The organism is Cronobacter sp. 153480017-3, assembly GCF_053627815.1.
In genome coordinates, this window is record NZ_JBSEYN010000006.1 from 20,545 (window position 1) to 41,486 (window position 20,942).

At 58.1% G+C, this 20,942-nt stretch carries 15 protein-coding genes; 7 read left to right on the forward strand and 8 right to left on the reverse strand.

Annotated features, from left to right (window positions below):
• Positions 1 to 33 precede the first annotated feature (33 nt).
• Positions 34 to 2,883, reverse strand: coding sequence for a two-component system sensor histidine kinase RcsC (rcsC, locus tag ACUW6V_RS14050; RefSeq protein WP_105576511.1), 2,850 nt, complete (start codon positions 2,881 to 2,883; stop codon positions 34 to 36).
• Positions 2,884 to 3,077: 194 nt separating this feature from the next.
• Complete coding sequence (gene gyrA, locus ACUW6V_RS14055; RefSeq protein WP_007897480.1) at positions 3,078 to 5,714, reverse strand: DNA topoisomerase (ATP-hydrolyzing) subunit A; 2,637 nt, start codon at positions 5,712 to 5,714, stop codon at positions 3,078 to 3,080.
• A gap of 159 nt (positions 5,715 to 5,873) precedes the next feature.
• On the opposite strand from gyrA, the gene ubiG reads away from it, so the two are divergent.
• The 4 genes from ubiG (at position 5,874) to yfaE (ending at position 10,855) form a co-directional block, all read left to right on the forward strand.
• Positions 5,874 to 6,605: a bifunctional 2-polyprenyl-6-hydroxyphenol methylase/3-demethylubiquinol 3-O-methyltransferase UbiG gene (ubiG, locus tag ACUW6V_RS14060; RefSeq protein ID WP_007897478.1), complete on the forward strand. Its 732-nt coding sequence runs from the start codon at positions 5,874 to 5,876 to the stop codon at positions 6,603 to 6,605.
• A 352-nt stretch (positions 6,606 to 6,957) separates the two neighbouring features.
• A complete protein-coding gene (nrdA, locus tag ACUW6V_RS14065; RefSeq protein WP_454038508.1) occupies positions 6,958 to 9,243 on the forward strand; it encodes a class 1a ribonucleoside-diphosphate reductase subunit alpha in 2,286 nt (761 codons plus the stop codon).
• A 225-nt stretch (positions 9,244 to 9,468) separates the two neighbouring features.
• A complete protein-coding gene (gene nrdB / locus ACUW6V_RS14070) occupies positions 9,469 to 10,599 on the forward strand; it encodes a class Ia ribonucleoside-diphosphate reductase subunit beta (protein ID WP_004387472.1) in 1,131 nt (376 codons plus the stop codon).
• Position 10,600: 1 nt separating this feature from the next.
• The gene (gene yfaE, locus ACUW6V_RS14075) at positions 10,601 to 10,855 is read left to right on the forward strand and encodes a class I ribonucleotide reductase maintenance protein YfaE (RefSeq protein ID WP_004387471.1); all 255 of its coding nucleotides are present in this window, start codon (positions 10,601 to 10,603) and stop codon (positions 10,853 to 10,855) included.
• 90 nt (positions 10,856 to 10,945) lie between these two features.
• On the opposite strand, the gene glpQ is transcribed toward yfaE, so the two are convergent.
• The 6 genes from glpQ to tctD all read right to left on the reverse strand — a co-directional run bounded on the left by glpQ (position 10,946) and on the right by tctD (position 17,773).
• On the reverse strand, positions 10,946 to 12,004 hold the full coding sequence (glpQ, locus tag ACUW6V_RS14080; protein WP_142969762.1) for a glycerophosphodiester phosphodiesterase: 1,059 nt from the start codon (positions 12,002 to 12,004) through the stop codon (positions 10,946 to 10,948).
• Positions 12,005 to 12,013: 9 nt separating this feature from the next.
• Positions 12,014 to 13,366 (reverse strand): glycerol-3-phosphate transporter, encoded by a 1,353-nt coding sequence (gene glpT, locus ACUW6V_RS14085; RefSeq protein WP_171963760.1) that lies wholly within the window; start codon positions 13,364 to 13,366, stop codon positions 12,014 to 12,016.
• A 336-nt stretch (positions 13,367 to 13,702) separates the two neighbouring features.
• The gene (locus ACUW6V_RS14090; protein ID WP_454038509.1) at positions 13,703 to 14,899 is read right to left on the reverse strand and encodes a nicotinamide mononucleotide deamidase-related protein YfaY; all 1,197 of its coding nucleotides are present in this window, start codon (positions 14,897 to 14,899) and stop codon (positions 13,703 to 13,705) included.
• A 93-nt stretch (positions 14,900 to 14,992) separates the two neighbouring features.
• Positions 14,993 to 15,535, reverse strand: coding sequence for a YfaZ family outer membrane protein (locus ACUW6V_RS14095; protein ID WP_004388515.1), 543 nt, complete (start codon positions 15,533 to 15,535; stop codon positions 14,993 to 14,995).
• Between the two features lie 140 nt (positions 15,536 to 15,675).
• Positions 15,676 to 17,112 carry a sensor histidine kinase gene (locus tag ACUW6V_RS14100; RefSeq protein ID WP_088274539.1) on the reverse strand — a complete coding sequence of 479 codons (1,437 nt, stop codon included), beginning with the start codon at positions 17,110 to 17,112 and terminating at the stop codon, positions 15,676 to 15,678.
• On the reverse strand, positions 17,093 to 17,773 hold the full coding sequence (gene tctD, locus ACUW6V_RS14105; protein WP_454038510.1) for a transcriptional regulator TctD: 681 nt from the start codon (positions 17,771 to 17,773) through the stop codon (positions 17,093 to 17,095). Before tctD ends, ACUW6V_RS14100 begins: the two co-directional genes overlap by 20 nt.
• Before the next feature lie 133 nt (positions 17,774 to 17,906).
• On the opposite strand from tctD, the gene ACUW6V_RS14110 reads away from it, so the two are divergent.
• From ACUW6V_RS14110 to ACUW6V_RS14120, 3 genes are read left to right on the forward strand one after another with little or no spacing between them, the layout of a single operon-like run.
• On the forward strand, positions 17,907 to 18,887 hold the full coding sequence (locus ACUW6V_RS14110) for a Bug family tripartite tricarboxylate transporter substrate binding protein (RefSeq protein ID WP_014728406.1): 981 nt from the start codon (positions 17,907 to 17,909) through the stop codon (positions 18,885 to 18,887).
• A gap of 14 nt (positions 18,888 to 18,901) precedes the next feature.
• Positions 18,902 to 19,333 carry a tripartite tricarboxylate transporter TctB family protein gene (locus ACUW6V_RS14115; RefSeq protein ID WP_007776742.1) on the forward strand — a complete coding sequence of 144 codons (432 nt, stop codon included), beginning with the start codon at positions 18,902 to 18,904 and terminating at the stop codon, positions 19,331 to 19,333.
• An 11-nt stretch (positions 19,334 to 19,344) separates the two neighbouring features.
• Positions 19,345 to 20,862: a tripartite tricarboxylate transporter permease gene (locus ACUW6V_RS14120; protein WP_004388273.1), complete on the forward strand. Its 1,518-nt coding sequence runs from the start codon at positions 19,345 to 19,347 to the stop codon at positions 20,860 to 20,862.
• Positions 20,863 to 20,942: the final 80 nt, after the last annotated feature.

The window sequence follows — 20,942 nt, forward strand, 5'->3', positions numbered from 1 at the left end:
CGCGCCGCTCATGCATGACGACGCGCGTTACGATTAACCGCGCGTCTTGCGAACCCGGTCGGCATACACCGCCAGCGTCTGCTTCAGCACATCCAGCGTCACTGGTTTAGACAGACAGCTGTCCATCCCGGATTCCAGGCAGCGCTGCTTCTCTTCCGCCAGCGCGTTAGCGGTCACGCCCACAACCGGCAGCGTCATGCCAAGCTCGCGAATACGCTGCGTCAGGCGGTAACCGTCCATGTTCGGCATGTTGACGTCGCTTAATACAATATCAATATGGTTTTTGCTGAGCACATTGAGCGCGTCCACGCCGTCATTCGCGGTACGGCACTGATAGCCCAGCGTACCGAGCTGATCGGCCAGCAGTCGGCGGTTGATCGGGTGGTCATCCACCACCAGAATCATCATATCTTCGTTCTGTTCGGCGCTGGTGGAGGACGCAGGCAGTACAGGCTCGCTGCCCGGCACGTCGACATTAATGCTGTAGATACGCCCCAGCAGCGTCAGAAGCTCATGCGGTGCGGCGACGCTGTGCATCCAGACGCCCGGACTGCGCTCCACCGGCATTCCGATATGACGGCGGCAGAAGAAGATAACCCCTCTGCCCTGCCACTCGACGCAGTGTTCATCGTCGGTAATCAGGATATCGTCTTTATCCGGCGTTTCGCCGTGATGATTTTGTACGCGGATATTGTTGCGCGAGAGCAGGCCCTGCAAATATTCGCACAGCGACGCGTTGCGTACCGCCAGCCAGCAGCGCTTATTGGAAAGCCCGTCGACGTTGGGCTTCGGCGGCAGCTGTGCCTGCCAGAGCGGAATGCGGATGGTAAACTGACTGCCCATACCCGGCTCGGTATCGACCGAAATATCTCCATCCATCATGTTGATGAGTTTTTCGCAGATAGCGAGCCCAAGCCCCGTTCCCTGGAAGTTGCGCTGCACGCCGGTTCCCACCTGGAAGAACGGATCGAAGAGCCGCACGACCTCTTTCGCCGGAATGCCAACGCCCGTGTCGCGCACGCGGAAGCAGAGATAATCGCCCTGAGTACCAACATGCAGAATAATGCAGCCGATGTCGGTGAATTTAATGGCGTTGCTCAGCAGGTTGGAGATCACCTGTTGCAGTCGCATCGGGTCGCCCAGCAGCGACATCGGCACGTCTGGCTCGATAAAGCAGTAGAGGCCGAGCTGTTTACGCACCACCAGCGGCTGATAGTTAGCGGTGATATGGCTCATCACTTCGCGCGGTGAAAACTCGCGCGGCTCGATTTTGAGCTGTTCCGATTCGATTTTAGAGAAATCGAGAATATCGCTGATGATTTTCAGCAGCAGGCTTGAAGAGTTATGCATCGCCGTCACCAGACGATCGACGCCTTTCGGCAGCTCCTGCGTTTGCAGGAGATCGAGGTTACCGATAATCCCGTACAGCGGCGTGCGCAGCTCGTGGCTGACGGTCGCCAGGAACATCGATTTCGACTGGCTCGCCTGCTCGGCCGCCTGGGCCATCTCCTGCAGCGACTCTTCCATTTTGACGCGCGCCGAGACATCCACCAGCACGCAGATCGCCACGTTTTCATTGCGATAGCGCGAATGCACGAAGCTGATTTGCAGGTTGGTGTTGTTGCTGGTGAGCACGTCGACGAAATTCACCTGCTGCCCGCAGATAATCTGCGTGAGCCGCTGGCGGTCTTCATGCGTCAGCATGTTCAGATAGTTATGCGCCAGCTCGTTGGAGATAATATTGGTCCCGTCCTGGGTGCGCAGAATACAGATCCCGACCGGCGCGGAGGCAACGATTTTACGGTTGAACTGCTCATGTTCTTCCAGGCGCTGGGCGTCGTTTTCCGCCGGAATAAAGATGCGTCGCTCATACATGCGCGCCAGCGTAAACAGCACAATCCCCACCAGCACATTCAATAGTACGGCGTTGAGGATAAGCATCCGGATGCGCTCCAGCACCAGATCGACCGGCACGGAATAGACAATGCTGAGCGACGACGGCGGCAGGCTCTTTTTCAGAATCAGCTGCTTAAAGCCAGACGTATAGCCAAACCACGCGCGCTCCTGCTCCCACTCGCCATTCGGCTCAAGGTTGGTTTCCGAACCGGTAAGCGAAAAGAGCGGCCGATCGTTTTCATCGAGAATCGTCACACCCATCGGCATACTGCCGGGCGTAAAGAAATTTTCAATGCGGATGGTCTGCTCAATACCCAGCAACCCCTGCAGGCGGTTCGCCAGGTAGACTGGCGTCAGCGAATAGAAGTTACCGATGCCAGGTCGCTGGCCAGCCGATACCCAGAACAGGCTGTTGCTGCGCTCATCCTGCGGCGCGTTGCGATATTTAATGATGCGCTCATGCAGCGCCTGCAGGGTTTTGTCGCGCTCAAGCGGGATCTCACGCAGACCAAAATCCGCCATGCAGAGGTTATCGGAGCCTATCAGAAACACGCGGTTTAAATCATAAGCGGCGGAGAAGTTATCGTGCCAGTAGCGCAAAAACCAGGAGAGTGATTGCAACGAACCGCGCCAGCTCGTCCCGAGCGAGTTACAGTCGGAATCGGAAAACAGCGGCACAAACGACGGCGCGTTCAGCGCATCATTTTGCCCACGCCCGCTTTTCATCAGCGCATCGATATTTTCCAGCCGGTTTTCAGCTACATACTTCAGCTCTTTCATCACATCAGACGTGCGCTGAATATAGCGCTGCGCCTGATCGTAACTCAGGTTAAATTCCTGACGAATTTCTGACTCTTTCACATGCAGCGCGCTTACGATGTAAAACACCGAAAACAGGGCGATAAGCAGCCAGAGCAGCAGCGCCAGCGCCCGGAAAAGATAGCGAGACACTTTAAGCGTCGAGCGGAAAGAGACGAAGTATTTCAAGGGGGCACCAGCCAGCCGTGAGGTAAGAAAAAGGAATGCCGTTAAGGTAGCCGCAAAACCCCGGTGCCGCAACGGCAACGCGCTTATCCGGCGATATTCAGAGCAGCCTGGCGTACCGGGTGCAAAAAAAGAAAGGGCCGGTCAGACCGGCCCTTTCATAAGGCAAAACACGGTGTGCGAAAGCCGCGCGACGATTACTCGTCTGCGTCGTCCGCCGCATCGTCGTCGGCGTCGGTTTCCGGCGCGATGTCGTCATCGCCTTCCGCCACGCTGCCGTCGATGGAGTCGAGCTCTTCGTCATCCACCGGCTCGGCGACACGCTGCAGACCCACCACGTTTTCATCTTCCGCGGTACGGATGAGGATAACGCCCTGAGTGTTACGGCCTACCACGCTGATTTCCGACACGCGCGTACGCACAAGCGTACCGGCATCGGTGATCATCATGATTTGGTCAGCGTCATCGACCTGCACCGCGCCGACCACCGGCCCGTTGCGATCGGTCACCTTGATGGAGATAACCCCTTTCGTCGCGCGCGACTTGGTCGGGTACTCTTCCACCGCGGTACGCTTGCCGTAACCGTTCTGGGTGGCAGTCAGGATAGCGCCTTCACCGCGCGGCACGATAAGCGACACCACGCTGTCGCCTTCGCCGAGGCGAATACCGCGCACGCCGGTGGCGGTACGGCCCATCGGACGCACCGCGTCTTCTTTAAAGCGCACCACTTTGCCCTGCGCGGAGAACAGCATCACTTCGTCTTTGCCTGCGGTCAGGTCGACGCCGATAAGCTCATCGCCCTCGTTCAGGTTCACCGCGATGATACCGGCGGTACGCGGACGGCTGAACTCGGTCAGCGCCGTTTTCTTCACGGTGCCGCTCGCGGTCGCCATAAAGACGTTAACGCCCTCTTCATATTCGCGTACCGGCAGGATCGCGGTGATACGCTCGTTCGCTTCCAGCGGCAACAGGTTGACGATAGGACGTCCACGCGCGCCACGGCTCGCTTCCGGCAACTGGTAAACTTTCATCCAGTAGAGACGGCCACGGCTGGAGAAGCAGAGGATCGTATCGTGGGTGTTGGCCACCAGCAGGCGGTCGATAAAGTCTTCTTCTTTAATACGTGCGGCGGATTTGCCTTTACCACCGCGGCGCTGCGCTTCGTAATCTGTCAGCGGCTGATATTTCACATAGCCCTGGTGAGACAGGGTGACCACCACATCTTCCTGGTTTATCAGATCTTCGATGTTGATATCGGCGCTGTTTGCGGTGATTTCAGTGCGGCGCTCGTCGCCAAACTGGTCGCGGATAAGCTCCAGCTCTTCGCGGATCACTTCCATCAGGCGGTCAGCGCTGCCGAGGATATGCAGCAGCTCTGCGATTTGCTCCAGCAGCTCTTTGTACTCGTCGAGCAGTTTTTCATGCTCAAGGCCGGTGAGCTTTTGCAGACGCAGATCGAGGATCGCCTGCGCCTGTTGCTCGGTCAGCCAGTATTTGCCATCGCGAATACCGAACTCCGGCTCCAGCCACTCCGGACGCGCGGCGTCATCACCGGCGCGCTCCAGCATCGCAGAAACGGTGCCAAGCTCCCACGCCTGCGCGATGAGGCCCGCTTTCGCTTCCGACGGGGTCGGCGCGCGGCGAATCAGCTCGATAATCGGATCGATATTGGCCAGCGCAATCGCCAGACCTTCTAAGATATGCGCGCGCTCGCGGGCTTTGCGCAGTTCGAAGATGGTGCGGCGGGTCACGACTTCACGACGGTGGCGAACAAACGCCGCCAGAATCTCTTTCAGCGTCATGATCTTCGGCTGACCGTGGTGCAGCGCGACCATGTTGATACCGAAAGACACCTGCAGCTGCGTCTGGGAATAGAGATTATTGAGCACCACTTCGCCCACGGCGTCGCGTTTGATCTCAATAACAATGCGCATACCGTCTTTGTCAGACTCGTCGCGCAGCGCGCTGATGCCTTCGACGCGTTTCTCTTTCACCAGTTCGGCGATTTTCTCGATCAGGCGCGCTTTGTTCACCTGATACGGAATTTCGTGCACGATAATGGTTTCGCGGCCGTTTTTCGGATCGACTTCCACTTCCGCGCGCGCGCGAATGTAAATTTTGCCGCGCCCGGTGCGGTACGCCTCTTCAATGCCGCGACGGCCATTGATGATGGCGGCAGTCGGGAAATCCGGGCCGGGGATGTGCTCCATCAGCCCTTCGATGCTGATATCTTCATCATCGATATAGGCGAGGCAGCCGTTGATCACTTCCGTCAGGTTATGCGGCGGAATGTTGGTCGCCATCCCGACCGCGATACCGGAAGCCCCGTTTACCAGCAGATTCGGGATTTTGGTCGGCATGACGTCCGGGATTTTTTCCGTGCCGTCATAGTTATCGACAAAATCAACGGTTTCTTTGTCGAGGTCGGCCATCAGTTCATGGGCGATTTTCGCCAGACGGATTTCCGTATAACGCATCGCCGCGGCGGAGTCGCCGTCGATAGAACCGAAGTTGCCCTGACCATCCACCAGCGTATAGCGCAGCGAGAACGGCTGAGCCATACGTACAATGGTATCGTAGACGGCGGAATCACCGTGGGGATGGTATTTACCGATTACGTCACCAACGACACGGGCGGATTTTTTGTAGGCTTTATTCCAGTCATTGCCCAACACGTTCATGGCGTAAAGTACGCGACGGTGTACCGGTTTGAGGCCATCTCGGACATCCGGAAGCGCGCGGCCGACAATAACCGACATCGCGTAATCCAGATAGGAGTTCTTTAACTCTTCCTCAATGTTGACCGGTGTAATTTCTCTGGCAAGGTCGCTCATCTGACCGTTATCCCTCTACTGTGTCCCGGATTCAAAGGTCGCAAATTATAACACAGCCGCGGCCTGTTCGGTAAACCGAATAGCCCCGTCAGGCCGCTTTATTCCCTACTAACGCCTGTTATACTCGACGCTCTTGCGAAGAAAGGAGTAAAGGCGTCCATGAATGCTGAAAAACCGCCCGTTGCGCACAACGTAGACTTAGAAGAAATCGCCAAATTTGAAGCTGTCGCTTCGCGCTGGTGGGACACTGAAGGGGAATTTAAACCGCTGCATCGCATTAACCCGCTGCGTCTTGGCTATATCGCCGAACGCGCCGGTGGCCTGTTCGGGAAAAAAGTGCTGGATGTCGGCTGCGGCGGCGGCATTCTCTCAGAGAGCATGGCGCGCGAAGGCGCGAACGTCACGGGGCTCGATATGGGCGCGGAGCCGCTGGCGGTGGCGCGTCTGCACGCGCTGGAAAGCGGCGTTGAGCTTAACTATGTTCAGCAGACCGTGGAAGAACACGCCGCGCAGCATGCCGGCGCCTATGACGTGGTGACCTGCATGGAGATGCTCGAACACGTGCCAGACCCGCGCTCGGTGGTGCAGGCTTGTGCACAACTCGTAAAGCCCGGCGGCCACGTCTTTTTCTCCACGCTTAACCGCAACGCCAAATCCTGGCTGATGGCGGTGGTAGGCGCAGAATATGTGCTGCGCATGGTGCCCAAAGGCACGCACGATGCCAAAAAATTCATTCGCCCTTCCGAACTGCTGGCCTGGGTGGATGAAACCCCGCTGGAAGAGCGTCATATCATCGGTCTGCACTACAATCCGCTGACCAACCGCTTTAAGCTCGCGCCGGGCGTTGATGTTAACTATATGTTGCATACACAGGCTAAAAAACCTGTCTGAAAACCGTCCTGTCAGAAGCTTTTCGTATTAAAAATTGCGCAACGTTCTGTTGCGCCATTTCTTTCCTGACCAGGAAATCAGCGTTCGATCAAATTTTCATTTTTTTTCCTGCCGCCTTGACAAGCCCTCAAGGCCTTATGTGATGAGGACTTACTTAATTTCGAGATTTTGCAACCGCAAATTAACACCGAAATCAAGGCTTGTTCTCAAAAGAATCCGGACTAGAATACTCACCATATAGCGTTTCACTTATCTCAAACCCCCTATATATAGTATTTATCCACAGAGTTAGTCACTTGTGGATAAGCGGGGGATATTTCTATTTCACGGATTTCACGGACAGGTATTACCCATGAATCAGAGTCTGCTGGTAACAAAACGAGATGGCAGCCAGGAACGCATTAACCTGGATAAAATTCATCGTGTTCTGGACTGGGCTGCGGAAGATCTGCATAACGTCTCCATCTCCCAGGTAGAGCTGCGTTCTCACATTCAGTTCTACGACGGCATCAAAACCTCCGATATTCATGAAACCATCATCAAGGCGGCGGCGGATCTTATCTCCCGCGACGCGCCGGACTATCAATACCTGGCCGCGCGCCTGGCGATTTTCCACCTGCGCAAAAAAGCCTACGGTCAGTTCGAGCCGCCGAAACTGTACGACCATGTCGTGAAGATGGTGGAGCTGGGTAAATATGACCACCACCTGCTGCAGGATTACAGCGAAGACGAGTTTGCGCAGATGGACGGTTTTATCGACCACTGGCGCGATATGAACTTCTCCTACGCCGCCGTGAAGCAGCTCGAAGGGAAATACCTGGTCCAGAACCGCGTTACCGGCGAGATCTACGAAAGCGCGCAGTTCCTCTACATTCTGGTCGCAGCGTGCCTGTTCTCTAACTACCCGCGCGAAACCCGTCTGGATTACGTGAAGCGTTTCTACGATGCGGTCTCCACCTTTAAAATTTCACTGCCGACGCCGATCATGTCCGGCGTGCGCACCCCGACCCGTCAGTTCAGCTCCTGTGTACTGATCGAGTGCGGCGACAGCCTGGATTCCATCAACGCCACTTCCAGCGCCATCGTGAAATACGTTTCCCAGCGCGCCGGTATCGGCATCAACGCGGGCCGCATCCGTGCGCTCGGCAGCCCAATCCGCGGCGGCGAAGCGTTCCACACCGGTTGCATTCCGTTCTACAAACATTTCCAGACGGCCGTGAAATCCTGCTCGCAGGGCGGCGTTCGCGGCGGCGCGGCCACCCTCTTCTACCCGATGTGGCATCTGGAAGTCGAAAGCCTGCTGGTGCTGAAAAACAACCGTGGTACCGAAGCGAACCGCGTGCGTCACATGGACTACGGCGTACAGATCAACAAGCTGATGTACCAGCGCCTGCTGAAAGGCGAAGACATCACGCTGTTCAGCCCGTCCGACGTGCCGGGCCTGTATGACGCGTTCTTCGCCGATCAGGACGAGTTCGAACGCCTGTACACCCGTTATGAACAGGACGAGAGCATCCGCAAACAGCGCATTAAAGCGTCTGAGCTGTTCTCGCTGATGATGCAGGAGCGCGCCTCTACCGGCCGTATCTACATCCAGAACGTGGACCACTGCAACACCCATAGCCCGTTCGATCCGGTTGTCGCGCCGGTGCGTCAGTCTAACCTGTGCCTGGAAATCGCGCTGCCGACCAAACCGCTGGATGATGTAAACGACGAAAACGGCGAAATCGCGCTCTGCACCCTGTCTGCTTTCAACTTGGGCGCTATTGAGAGCCTGGACGAGCTGGAAGAGCTTTCCACCCTCGCCGTTCGCGCGCTGGACGCCCTGCTGGATTACCAGGATTACCCGATTCCGGCTGCTAAACGCGGCGCGATGGGCCGTCGTACTCTCGGCATCGGCGTGATTAACTTCGCTTACTATCTTGCGAAGCATGGCGTGCGTTACTCTGACGGCAGCGCCAACAATCTGACGCACAAAACGTTCGAAGCGATTCAGTACTACCTGCTGAAAGCCTCTAACGAACTGGCGAAAGAGCAAGGCGCGTGCCCGTGGTTCAATGAAACCACCTACAGTAAAGGCATTCTGCCGATCGACACCTACAAGAAAGATCTGGACGCGATCGCCAGTGAGCCGCTGCACTACGACTGGGAAAGCCTGCGCGAATCGATCAAGACGCACGGCCTGCGTAACTCCACGCTGTCCGCGCTGATGCCGTCCGAGACCTCTTCGCAGATCTCCAACGCCACCAACGGCATTGAGCCGCCGCGCGGCCACATCAGCATCAAGGCGTCGAAAGACGGTATCCTGCGTCAGGTGGTGCCGGACTACGAACAGCTGAAAGATCAGTACGAACTGCTGTGGGAAATGCCGGGCAACGACGGCTATCTGCAGCTGGTGGGCATCATGCAGAAGTTCATCGACCAGTCGATTTCTGCCAACACCAACTACGATCCGACGCGCTTCCCGTCAGGTAAAGTGCCGATGCAGCAGTTGCTGAAAGACCTGCTCACCGCTTATAAGCTCGGTGTGAAGACGCTGTATTATCAGAACACCCGCGATGGCGCGGAAGATGCCCAGGACGACCTGGCGCCATCCATTCAGGATGACGGCTGCGAAAGCGGCGCATGTAAAATCTAACACGCAGGGCGGGGAAACCCGCCCTCTTGTTGTTAAGGCCGTAGGGCGGGTACGCGAAGCGCAACCCACCATTTACAGCCGAACCGTTAACAGCCGAACCGTTGGCCGTAGGGTGGATAAGCGAAGCGCCCCCACCGTTAACAGCCGAACCGTTGGCCGTAGGGTGGGTAAGCGAAGCGCACCCACCGTCAACAGCCGATATTGTTTGCAGACAGGATCTACGTCATGGCCTACACCACATTTTCACAGACGAAAAACGACCAGCTTCTTGAACCCATGTTTTTTGGCCAACCGGTCAACGTGGCGCGTTACGATCAGCAAAAATATGAAATTTTCGAAAAGCTTATCGAAAAGCAGCTGTCATTCTTCTGGCGCCCTGAAGAAGTGGACGTTTCCCGCGACCGCATCGATTTCCAGGCCCTGCCGGAGCATGAAAAACACATTTTCATCAGCAACCTGAAATACCAGACGCTGCTTGATTCCATCCAGGGCCGCAGCCCGAACGTGGCGCTGCTGCCGCTGATCTCCATCCCGGAGCTGGAAACCTGGGTCGAAACCTGGGCGTTTTCCGAGACCATCCACTCGCGCTCTTACACCCACATCATCCGCAACATCGTCAACGATCCGGCAGTGGTGTTTGACGACATCGTCACCAACGAGCAGATCTTAAAGCGCGCCGAAGGCATCTCGCATTACTACGACGATCTGATCGAGATGACCAGCTACTGGCACCTGCTGGGCGAAGGCACTCACAGCGTCAACGGCAAAACCGTGACCGTGAACCTGCACGAGCTTAAGAAAAAGCTCTACCTGTGCCTGATGAGCGTCAACGCGCTGGAAGCGATTCGCTTCTACGTCAGCTTCGCCTGCTCTTTCGCCTTCGCCGAGCGCGAACTGATGGAAGGCAACGCGAAAATCATCCGTCTGATTGCCCGCGACGAAGCGCTGCACCTGACCGGCACCCAGCACATGCTGAACCTGATGCGCAGCGGCGAAGACGATCCGGAAATGGCCGCGATTGCTGAAGAGTGCAAACAGGAGTGCTATGACCTGTTCGTGCTGGCGGCGCAGCAGGAGAAAGAGTGGGCGGAATACCTGTTCCAGGGCGGCTCCATGATCGGCCTGAACAAAGATATTCTGTGCCAGTACGTTGAGTACATCACCAACATCCGTATGCAGGCTGTTGGTCTGGATCTGCCGTTCAAAACCCGCTCCAACCCGATTCCGTGGATCAACACCTGGCTTGTGTCTGATAACGTGCAGGTAGCGCCGCAGGAAGTGGAAGTGAGCTCTTATCTGGTCGGCCAGATCGATTCTGAAATCGACCATGACGATCTGAGCAGCTTCCAGCTCTGATATGGGTCGTATTACGCTTCGCGTGACGGGCACCGAGCTGTCGTGCCCGGACGAGCACCCTTCCCTGCTGGCGGCGCTGGAGTCACACGCGGTGACGGTAGAGTACCAGTGCCGTGAAGGCTATTGCGGCTCGTGCCGCTGCAAACTGGTCGCAGGCCAGGTGCAGTGGCTGACCAAACCGCTGGCGTTTATTCAGGAAGGCGAGATTCTGCCCTGCTGCTGTAAACCGCAGGGCGATATTGAGATTGAGATGTAACAACGCCGTATTGTCGGGTGGCGCGAGGCTTACCCGGCCTGGCAAACCATACTACCGGGCCGGATCAGGCGAAACCGCCACCCGGCAATATCAGCGATTATCTTTCAAAAAACTCACCGCTTTATCCGGGAAATCGGTAAACAGCCCGTCCACTTCCGCCTTGTTATACAGCACGTCATAAAGCTGATTCACGTCCGTGGCATACACGGGCAACTGGTCGGCGCGCACCGTATACGGGTGCACCTGCAAATGGCTGGCGTGTGCCTCTTTCGCCATATCGGTCAGCGTCACGTGGTCCTTGGTCGAGCCTTCCGCCACCAGCATATGGTAATCCGGCCCGATGCCATCGGCGTACTGCGCAATCTGCTTCATGGCACCCGGTTTAAACATCCAGTCATAGCGATAGTTTACCCATTTGCCATTGGCCTGTTTCTCCTGGGTTTCGTTCCAGTCGGTGTAAGCGATAAGCTGCACCAGCTTCAGATCCATTCCCAGTTTCGGCTCCAGCTCATTCTTGATGCGCTTAAGCTCGTTGGCATCGAAACATTGCAGATAGACCTTATCCTGCTTCGTGGTGTAGCCATATTTTTTCAGGGTTTCCAGCACCTTAAGGGCGATGTCTTTCCCCTCCTGATGGTGGAACCACGGCGCTTTGATCTCCGGGTAGATACCGATGTTTTTTCCGGTGGAGTGGTTCAGCCCCTGCACAAACTCGATCTCTTCTTCAAAGGTATGCACCCGGAAATCGGATTTGCCCATCGGGAAGCGGCCGGGGAACGTCTGCACCTTTTTGCCGTTTTCCAGCTCGAAGCCTTCGCTGAATTTCAGCGATTTGATCTCCGCGAGCGTGAAATCTATCGCGTAGTAACGACCATCTTTACGCGCGCGGTCCGGGAAACGCTCCGCCACGTCGGTGACGCGATCCAGATAGTGGTCATGCAGCACCACCAGCTGGTCATCTTTGGTCATCACCAGATCCTGCTCAAGGTAATCCGCGCCCTGTGCATAGGCCATCGCTTTGGCAGGCAGCGTATGCTCCGGCAGGTAGCCACTGGCACCACGATGCGCGATCACCAGTTTATCCGCCGCCAGCGCGCTTGCCGACATTACGCCAATCGCCAGCGCCGCCAGCGTCATTTTCAGTTTCATCGGTGCTCCTTATCCGCGTTTCGCAAGAGTTGCATGGTGGTGTTTATGCTCACCGACCATCACGATAATCAGCAGTAATACCGCCAGAATGCTGCCGCCAATCATCACCATAAAGCCGCCATCCCAGCCGAAGAAATCGACGGTGTAACCGACGATAGCGCTCGCCGCCACCGAGCCGCCGAGGTAGCCGAACAGGCCGGTAAAGCCCGCCGCGGTGCCCGCCGCTTTTTTCGGTGCCAGTTCCAGCGCATGCAGACCAATCAGCATCACCGGGCCGTAAATCAGGAAGCCGATGACAATCATGCACGCCATATCGACATGCGGGTTGCCCGGCGGGTTGAGCCAGTAAACGATAGTGGCAATAGTCACCAGCGTCATAAAGAACACGCCCGTCGCACCGCGGTTGCCGCGGAAAACCTTGTCCGACATCCAGCCGCAAATCAGCGTGCCGGGGATGCCTGCGTATTCATAGAAGAAATATGCCCAGGACGATTTATCCAGCGCGAAATGCTTCACCTCTTTTAAGTAAGTCGGCGACCAGTCGAGGATGCCGTAGCGCAGCAGATAAACGAAGACGTTCGCGATGGCGATGTACCACAGCAGCTTATTCGGCAGCACGTACTGCATGAAGATCTGCTTCGCGGTCAGCTCTTCTTCGTGCTTCTCGTTATAGTCGTCCGGGTAATCATTTTTGTACGCTTCGATGGGCGGCAGACCGCAGGACTGCGGCGTATCGCGCATCAGGGCGAAGGCGATAATCGCCACCAGAATCGCCGCGAACGCAGGCATATAGAGCGCGGCGTGCCAGTCGTTGAACCATGCCATGCCGAGCAGGAACAGCAGCGGCGGAATACCGCCGCCCACGTTATGGGCGCAGTTCCACACGGAGACAATCCTGCCGCGCTCCTTCTGCGACCACCAGTGCACCATCGTGCGCCCGCACGGCGGCCACCCCATGCCCTGGAACCAGCCGCACAGGAACAGCAGCACAAACATCACCATAATGCTCGACGTCGCCCAGGGAACGAAGCCCATAAACAGCATCACCGCCGCCGCGAGGATCAGGCCCGCGGGCAGAAAGACGCGCGGATTCGAGCGGTCAGAGACCGAACCCATAATGAATTTCGAGAATCCATAAGCGATGGAAATGCCCGAAAGCGCAAAACCGAGATCGCCGCGCGAGAAGCCCTGCTCCACCAGATACGGCATCGCGAGGGCAAAGTTTTTACGCACCAGATAGTAAGCGGCATAGCCGAAGAAAATCCCCATAAAAATCTGCCAGCGCAGGCGACGATAGAGCGGATCTATCTCGCCGTCAGGCAGCCTTGCGCGATGCGGGGCGGGTTTAAAAATACTTAACATCTCTGTCTCCTGCTGATGAGGTTTATATCTATTCGTTTTACTTATGTTTCCTTTGCGAGCGTGATAGTAGGCAAAATGGATTATTTATGCTGTGAAACGTCGCACAAAATGTTACAGAAATATGACATTCGAAAACAAAAGCGCAAATTTTTGCCATGTATTTTCGAATGGTGCGCGTTTACTTTCGATTAAGCGCATAAAAGAGAAGAAAAATGCGCGGTGTGAGCGCCAGTACGCTAAATGGAAAACAGAGAGGGGAATAGAGCGCAGAGCAGCGCGTCTGGATGTTCAGCAGATAACGGACGCCCGGCTCTGCACAGGCGCCCCGTTGCAGTGTCAGACCGTGTGTGTTTCGACTACCTGCACCCAGCCCTGGCTTGCCGTCACGTCCTGGCCGTTCAGCCAGCGGCGCACCAGCGTCAGCGCCATCATGGCGCAAATTTCCTGGCGGATACGCAGCGCGTAGCGGCTGGCGTTAAAGCGCAGGCGCACGGCGTGCGTGCCCTGCGGCGTGGTGAGCGCGATGTTAATCTCGTCGTCTTCAAAGCTCGCGATGCTCAGCGCCAGGTCGGCGAGATGACGGCTGCGACGATCCACGTTCCAGTGGGCGGTCTGCGCCAGCGTCTCCACCTGGGCGGGCAGCACTTCGCTTGCCAGTAGCGGCGCGTCGGCACCCGAGAGTTGCAGCGCCAGCAGGCCCGCTGTGAACTGTTCGCTTAACGTAATGCTGAGCTGCTGCTCGCGCAGGCAGCGGGCGATCTGGGCGGGCAGCGTTTCGGTGCCTTCAAAAATCAGGCTGTCGCCCGCCACTTCACGCACTTTTGGCCAGATGGCTTCCATCTCCGCACGCCGCGACGCAGGCCCGGTCAGTTTGAGTTCGATAATCGGCGTGGAGGAACGGTAGCCCATCACGACATCCGGCGGCAGCGGCAGCGTATCGAGCGCGGCGGCGAGGTCGCTTTCGGAGCGGCCAAAGGTGGTGAGACGCAGACAGCGCGGGGGTTCGGGGAGCGTAAAGCGCTCGCGCAGGCGCGGCAGGATCTCATGCTCCACCATGCGCTTAAATTCAGACGGCACGCCCGGCGTGAAGAAAATCAGACAACGATTGAGCTTCATCGCAAACCCGCAGGCGGTGCCGACCGGGTTGTCGATCATTTCGCTGCCCGCCGGCAGCAGCGCCTGTTTGCGGTTGCTGGCGGCCATTACGCGCCCGCGCGCTTCGAAAAAACGCTCCATCTGCGCGAGCCAGCCTTCGTGCAGCACCAGCTCCACACCCGCCGCGCGGGCCGCCGCTTCAGCGCTGAGATCGTCGCTGGTCGGCCCCAGGCCGCCGTTGACGATTAAAATATCGGCGTGCTGGCTGCGCTCGGTCAGCGCGGATACCAGCGATTCCAGGCTGTCGCCAACGGTGTTGCGGCGGGTCAGCGGCAGTCCCTGATTAAAAAACAGATCGGCAAGCCAGGCGGCGTTGGTATCGACAATCTGACCGTGCAGCACCTCATCGCCGGTCGAGAGCATTTCTGTCTGTAGCATTATTTTCTCCGCAAGAAGGGAACGCTTTACTATAGCGCGCAGAGAAAAGAAGAAGGAGAAAAACAGGCGCAGCGGAACACCGCGCCCGGAAAATCAGAAGCCTGCGCTGACGCCCAGGTACGGGCCATCGGCCACTTTGCTGTCGCGATCGCCGTCTTTACCGGTCAGGTTAATATAGCGATAACCGGCTTCGACGCTAATCGGGCGGAAGATCGAGAAACGCGCGCCCGCGCTGGCTTCCTGGTAATCGTTCACGCCGCTGGAAAGCGAATCCGGCGAGTAGTAGTAGTCACCAAACAGTGAAAGATGCTGGCCGAGATCCCAGCGCACGCCGCCGCCGACCGCCGCCGCGTAGCCTTCACTGCCTTCTTTCGGGCTCAGGTAAACCGCCTTCACGCCCGGCGTCACCATAAACGGCCCGAGCGGCATATTGAAGCCCAGGCCCGCGCCCACGATATCGCCGTGATCGTCATTGTGCGCCCAGTTGCCGGTCAGTTGCAGACCGCTGCTTTCAGTGCCGAGGCCCACGCCCATATTGGTGTAATGCTCACCCACGGAGCCGTTGACGCTGATGGCGCTCGCCTGGGTGGCAGCCAGCAGCAGGCCGGCCATTGCTAAACGAAGTGTGTTTTTCATTCCATGTGTCTCAAAAAAGAAAAAGTGCCCTGCAAAACGCAACGCGGCATTGTACCCGTATCGGGGCGGCAATCAACGTGGGGCGGGCGCGGCAGGCCTGCGGCACCTGAAAAAGGAGAAAACACCTATGCAGAAAAGCATTAAACGCCGCTTTGACCTGGCGCAGAAGCATGAAGAAGCAGACGCACGCGTACCAACAGGCCACCGAGCTGCTCGCCTTTTAAGAGTTCGGCGCGGGTGCGGTGCCAGCGGGCGATATCGTTAACCAGCGCCAGCCCCAGCCCGGCACCGGGATGAGTGCTGGCGTTATCGAGACGGCGAAACGGCGTCAGCGCCTGGTCGCGCTGCGCGGCATCAATGCCGGGGCCGCTGTCTTCGACCTCAAGGCGCGCCTCCCCTGCCTCAACGCAGACGCGCACCGTCACGACGCCGCCCGCGGGCGTATATTTCAGCGCGTTATCGAGCAAATTGGCGCACAGCTCCGCCAGCAGCAGCGGTTCAGCGGCGACCCACACCGGCCCCTCTTCGCCTTCATAACCAAGATCGACGGGCTTGCTGCGCGCCTGCGGCAGCCGTGAAAAACAGCTTTCCCGCGCCGCTGCCACCAGATCCACCACATCGAGCGCGCGCGTCTCGCCAGGCTCGGCGCGCCGAAGCGTCGCGAGCTGTAATAACCGCTCGGTCAGATCGATAGTCTGATCGAGCGTCGTGCTCATCGCCTGAAGGCTTTCGCGCCACTGCGCCGGATCGGGGCTCGCCAGCGCCACAGCCGCCTGGGTTTTCAGCACGGCCAGCGGCGTTTTTAACTGATGCGAGGCGTCGGCGCTGAAGCGCTCCTGGCGGGCGATGAGCGCGCGCAGGCGGCTCATATAACGGTTGAAGGCGATAATCAACAGGCGCGTTTCCGACCACGGCAGCAGATCGGGCAGCGGCGTCAGTTCGCCGGGCGCGCGTCTGACCATCAGGCGCGACAGCTTGCGCATCGGTTTCAGCACGCGGCGCAGCAGCAGCCCGGCGAGCACCAGCGTTAACAGCACCAGCCCGCCCTGCGAGAGCGCAGACGAGATGAGCAACTGTCGCGCCAGCAGATGACGCGACTGCAACGTCTCGGCGACATAAATCTCCGCCATACCGACCACGCCGCCTTCATTAACCGGCTGCAACAGCCGCGCCACGCGCAACCGCTGGCCCTGATAAGTCGCGTGATAAAACCACGCCAGCGCCGGGTAAAGGTCGGTACGCGCCACGCCGCCCGGCATCGGGGGCAGATCGTCATAGCCGGAGATAACCCGCCCGCGCGTATCTTTCACTTTGTAGTAAAGGCGGTCATTCATGTTGCGCTCGACGCTATCGAGCACCACCCAGGGCACGTCCGCCTGTAATTCACCGTGCTGGACGTTCAGGCGCTCGGCCACAATACGTGCCGAGGCCAGCAGCGTACGATCGTAGGCCTGAGTTGCGGCGTTCAGCGCGCTGACATAGCTGTTTAACGCGGAAAATGCCCACAGCAGCGAGAGCGGCAGGCCGAGAAACAGCAGCAGTTTTCCGAGGAGGGATTCAGGGCGCAACCAGCTCATCGCTGCACTCCAGTACATAGCCCAGGCCGCGCAGCGTGGTGATTTGAACGTTGCTCGCCAGAAGTTTTTTACGCAGCCGGTGAATATAGATCTCAATGCTTTCCGGGCTGACGTCGTCGCTTAAGCTGAACACCTGTTCGAAGAGTTGCTGACGCGTGACCGGACGGCGACGGCGGTACATCAGCACCGTTAAGAGCGCATGTTCGCGCGGCGTGAGCGCAAGCGGCCTGCCCTGTAGCTCGAAATAGCCTTCGTCGTGAAAGGTCAGTTCGCCGAGCCGCTGGGCCTCCTGCACCTGCCCTTCACTGCGGCGCACCAGCGCGCGCAGCCGCGCCTCCAGCTCGCTCAGCTCAAACGGCTTTGGCAGATAATCATCAGCGCCCTCGTTAAGCCCTTTTACGCGGTCGGCCACCGCGCCGTGTGCGGTGAGCAGTAACACCGGCACCGCCTGCCCGCGACGACGCAGACGGCTTAATACCTCAAGCCCGCTCATGCGCGGCATTTCAATATCCAGCACCGCCACGGCGTAGCGCTCGTTTTGCAGCAGGTGATCCGCCGCCAGCCCGTCGCCGACGCAGTCCACCGCAAAGCCGGTATTCGCCAACGCTTTCTCCAGCCAGTGAGCCAGCTCACAGTTATCTTCCGCCAGTAAGAGACGCATATCACATCCAGTAAAGTTTCTGTCGCGATGAAAGGAAACTGAAAGGCTTTAGTTTTAACAATCATGCAACCGATACGCTACAAAGCAGTTCACATAATCAGAAACATCACGGCAGTCATGCATGAGGATGAAAATGAAAACATCACTTCTCTCTACCCTGTTAGCAACGTCTCTGGCTTTCTCTTTTACCGAAGCCGTGGCGGCAGAAGCGCCGTCGCGCCCGGAGTGCATCGCGCCCGCCAAGCCCGGCGGCGGCTTCGATTTAACCTGCAAACTGATTCAGGTGAGCCTCCAGGAAACCGGCGCGCTGGAAAAACCGATGCGCGTGACGTACATGCCAGGCGGCGTCGGCGCGGTGGCCTATAACGCGATTGTGGCTCAGCGTCCCGGCGAGCCGGGCACCGTGGTGGCGTTTTCCGGCGGCTCACTGCTCAATCTCTCGCAGGGCAAATTTGGCCGCTATAACGTCGATGACGTGCGCTGGCTCGCGAGTGTCGGCACCGATTACGGCATGATCGCGGTGCGCGCCGATTCGCCGTGGAAAACGCTCGGCGATCTGATGAAAGCGCTGGAGAAAGATCCGAACAGCGTGGTGTTTGGCGCGGGCGCGTCGATTGGCAGCCAGGACTGGATGAAAACCGCGTTGCTGGCGCAGAAAGCGGGCGTCGATCCGCACAAGATGCGCTACGTGGCCTTTGAAGGCGGCGGCGAGCCAGTCACCGCGCTGATGGGCAACCACGTGCAGGCGGTATCCGGCGATCTCAGCGAAATGGTGCCGTACCTCACCGGCAATAAACTGCGGGTGCTGGCGGTCTTCGCGAACGAACGCCTGCCCGGCCAGCTCGCCCAGGTACCCACCGCTAAAGAGCAGGGCTATGACCTGGTGTGGCCTATTATTCGCGGCTTCTATGTCGGCCCTAAAGTCAGCGACGCCGATTACCAGTGGTGGGTCCAGACTTTCGAAAAACTCCAGCAAACCGATGAATTCAAAAAGCAGCGCGATCTGCGCGGCCTGTTTGAGTTCAACCTGACCGGCAAAGCGCTGGATGAATATGTGAAAAATCAGGTCAACGACTACCGCGAAAAAGCCAAAGCCTTTGGGCTGGCGAAATAGCGCAGGAGGATGTGATGAGCGATCGCATTTTTGCGGGGATCTGGATCCTGCTCTGTATCGGCGGGCTATTTGTAGGCTGGCAAATCCACAGCGAGTATGCCTACGAACCGGTCGGGCCGCGCCCTTTCCCGATGGGCATTATCGCGCTGATGCTGCTGTGCGCGGTGCTGTTACTGCTGCGCCGTCCGGATGTCGTGGACTGGCCGCATCACGCCGTGCTGCAACGGCTGGTGGTGATGGTGATTGTGCTGTTGCTCTACGCCGGGGGTTTTGAATGGCTTGGCTTTCCGCTCGCCACCGCGCTGCTGACGGCGGTCATCGGCATGCTTTTCGGCGCGCAGCTACCGGCGGCGCTGGTATCCGGCGTGGTGATGGGCGGCGTGCTCTGGTACGCCTTTGACCGCCTGCTTGACGTGACGCTGCCTCTCGGGGCCTGGCTTAATTAACGGGAGCTTTTATGGATACCTGGCTTTATCTCTCGCAGGGCTTCGCCGTCGCGCTGACGCCCACCAATCTGCTGATTGCGCTGATTGGCTGTTTCGTCGGCACCATCGTCGGGCTGCTGCCGGGCCTCGGGCCGATTAACGGCGTCGCTATTCTGCTGCCGCTGGCGTTCGCGATTCATCTGCCGGCGGAATCGGCACTGATCCTGCTCGCCACGGTCTATATCGGCTGTGAATATGGCGGGCGCATTTCATCGATACTGCTTAACGTGCCGGGCGACGCCGCGGCGATCATGACGGCGCTGGACGGCTACCCGATGGCGCAGCAGGGGCGCGGCGGCGTGGCGCTTTCTATCTCCGCCGTCAGCTCGTTCGTCGGCTCGTTTATCGCGATTTTCGGCATTATCCTTTTTGCACCCGTGCTGGCGGAGTGGTCACTGGCGTTCGGTCCGGCGGAATATTTCGCCCTGATGGTCTTTGCCATCGCCTGTCTTGGCAGCATGATGGCACAAAACCCGCTGAAATCATTCCTTGCCGCGCTGATTGGCCTCGGGCTCGCGACGGTCGGTGTCGATGCCAACACCGGCGTGTATCGCTTCACGTTTGACAGCGTACATCTCTCGGATGGCGTGCAGTTTATCGTGGTGGTGATTGGCCTGTTCTCGGTCTCTGAAATTCTGCTGATGCTGGAGAGCACCAGCAGCGGCCAGACGCTGGTGCGCAAGACCGGGCGGATGCTGTTTAACGCCAAAGAAGCGGCTGCCTGTACCGGCGCGACGCTGCGCTCGTCGGTAATTGGCTTTTTTGTCGGCATCCTGCCAGGCGCGGGGGCGACCATCGCGAGCGCCATTACCTACATGACCGAGAAAAAACTCGGCGATAAAGACGGCTCGTTCGGCAAAGGCGATATTCGCGGCGTGGCGGCACCCGAGGCGGCAAACAACGCCTCGGCCTGCGGCTCGTTTATCCCGATGCTGACCTTAGGCGTGCCCGGCTCCGGCACCACGGCGGTGATGATGGGCGCGCTGACGCTCTATAACATCACGCCGGGGCCTGCGATGTTTACCGAACAGCCGGATATCGTCTGGGGGCTTATCGCGGCGCTGCTTATCGCCAACGTAATGCTGCTTATTATGAACATTCCGCTGATAGGCCTCTTCACCCGCATGCTGACCATTCCGCTGTGGTTCCTGGTGCCAGCGATTGCGGCTGTCTCGGCGGTGGGCGTTTACGCGGTGCACAGCACGACATTCGATCTGCTGCTGATGGTGGGCCTTGGCGTGCTGGGCTATATCCTGCGCAAAATGCATTTTCCGATGTCGCCGCTGATTCTGGGCTTTGTGCTGGGCGAAATGCTGGAGCAGAACCTGCGCCGCGCGCTCTCTATCAGCAACGGCGAGCTCGGCATTCTCTGGCAGAGCGGCGTCACCAAAACCCTGCTCATCATGGCCACGCTGGTGATTATCGTACCGCCGCTGGTGAAGCGACTGCGTAAGCGCCCGTTGAAAACGCAGAGCGATCTCTCTTCCTGATAGCCACCCTCGCTGGTGGCAGTTAAAATGCCGCCAGCGAGGGAAGTCGTTGTATTTTCGCCATATCTGCCCGATAGTTA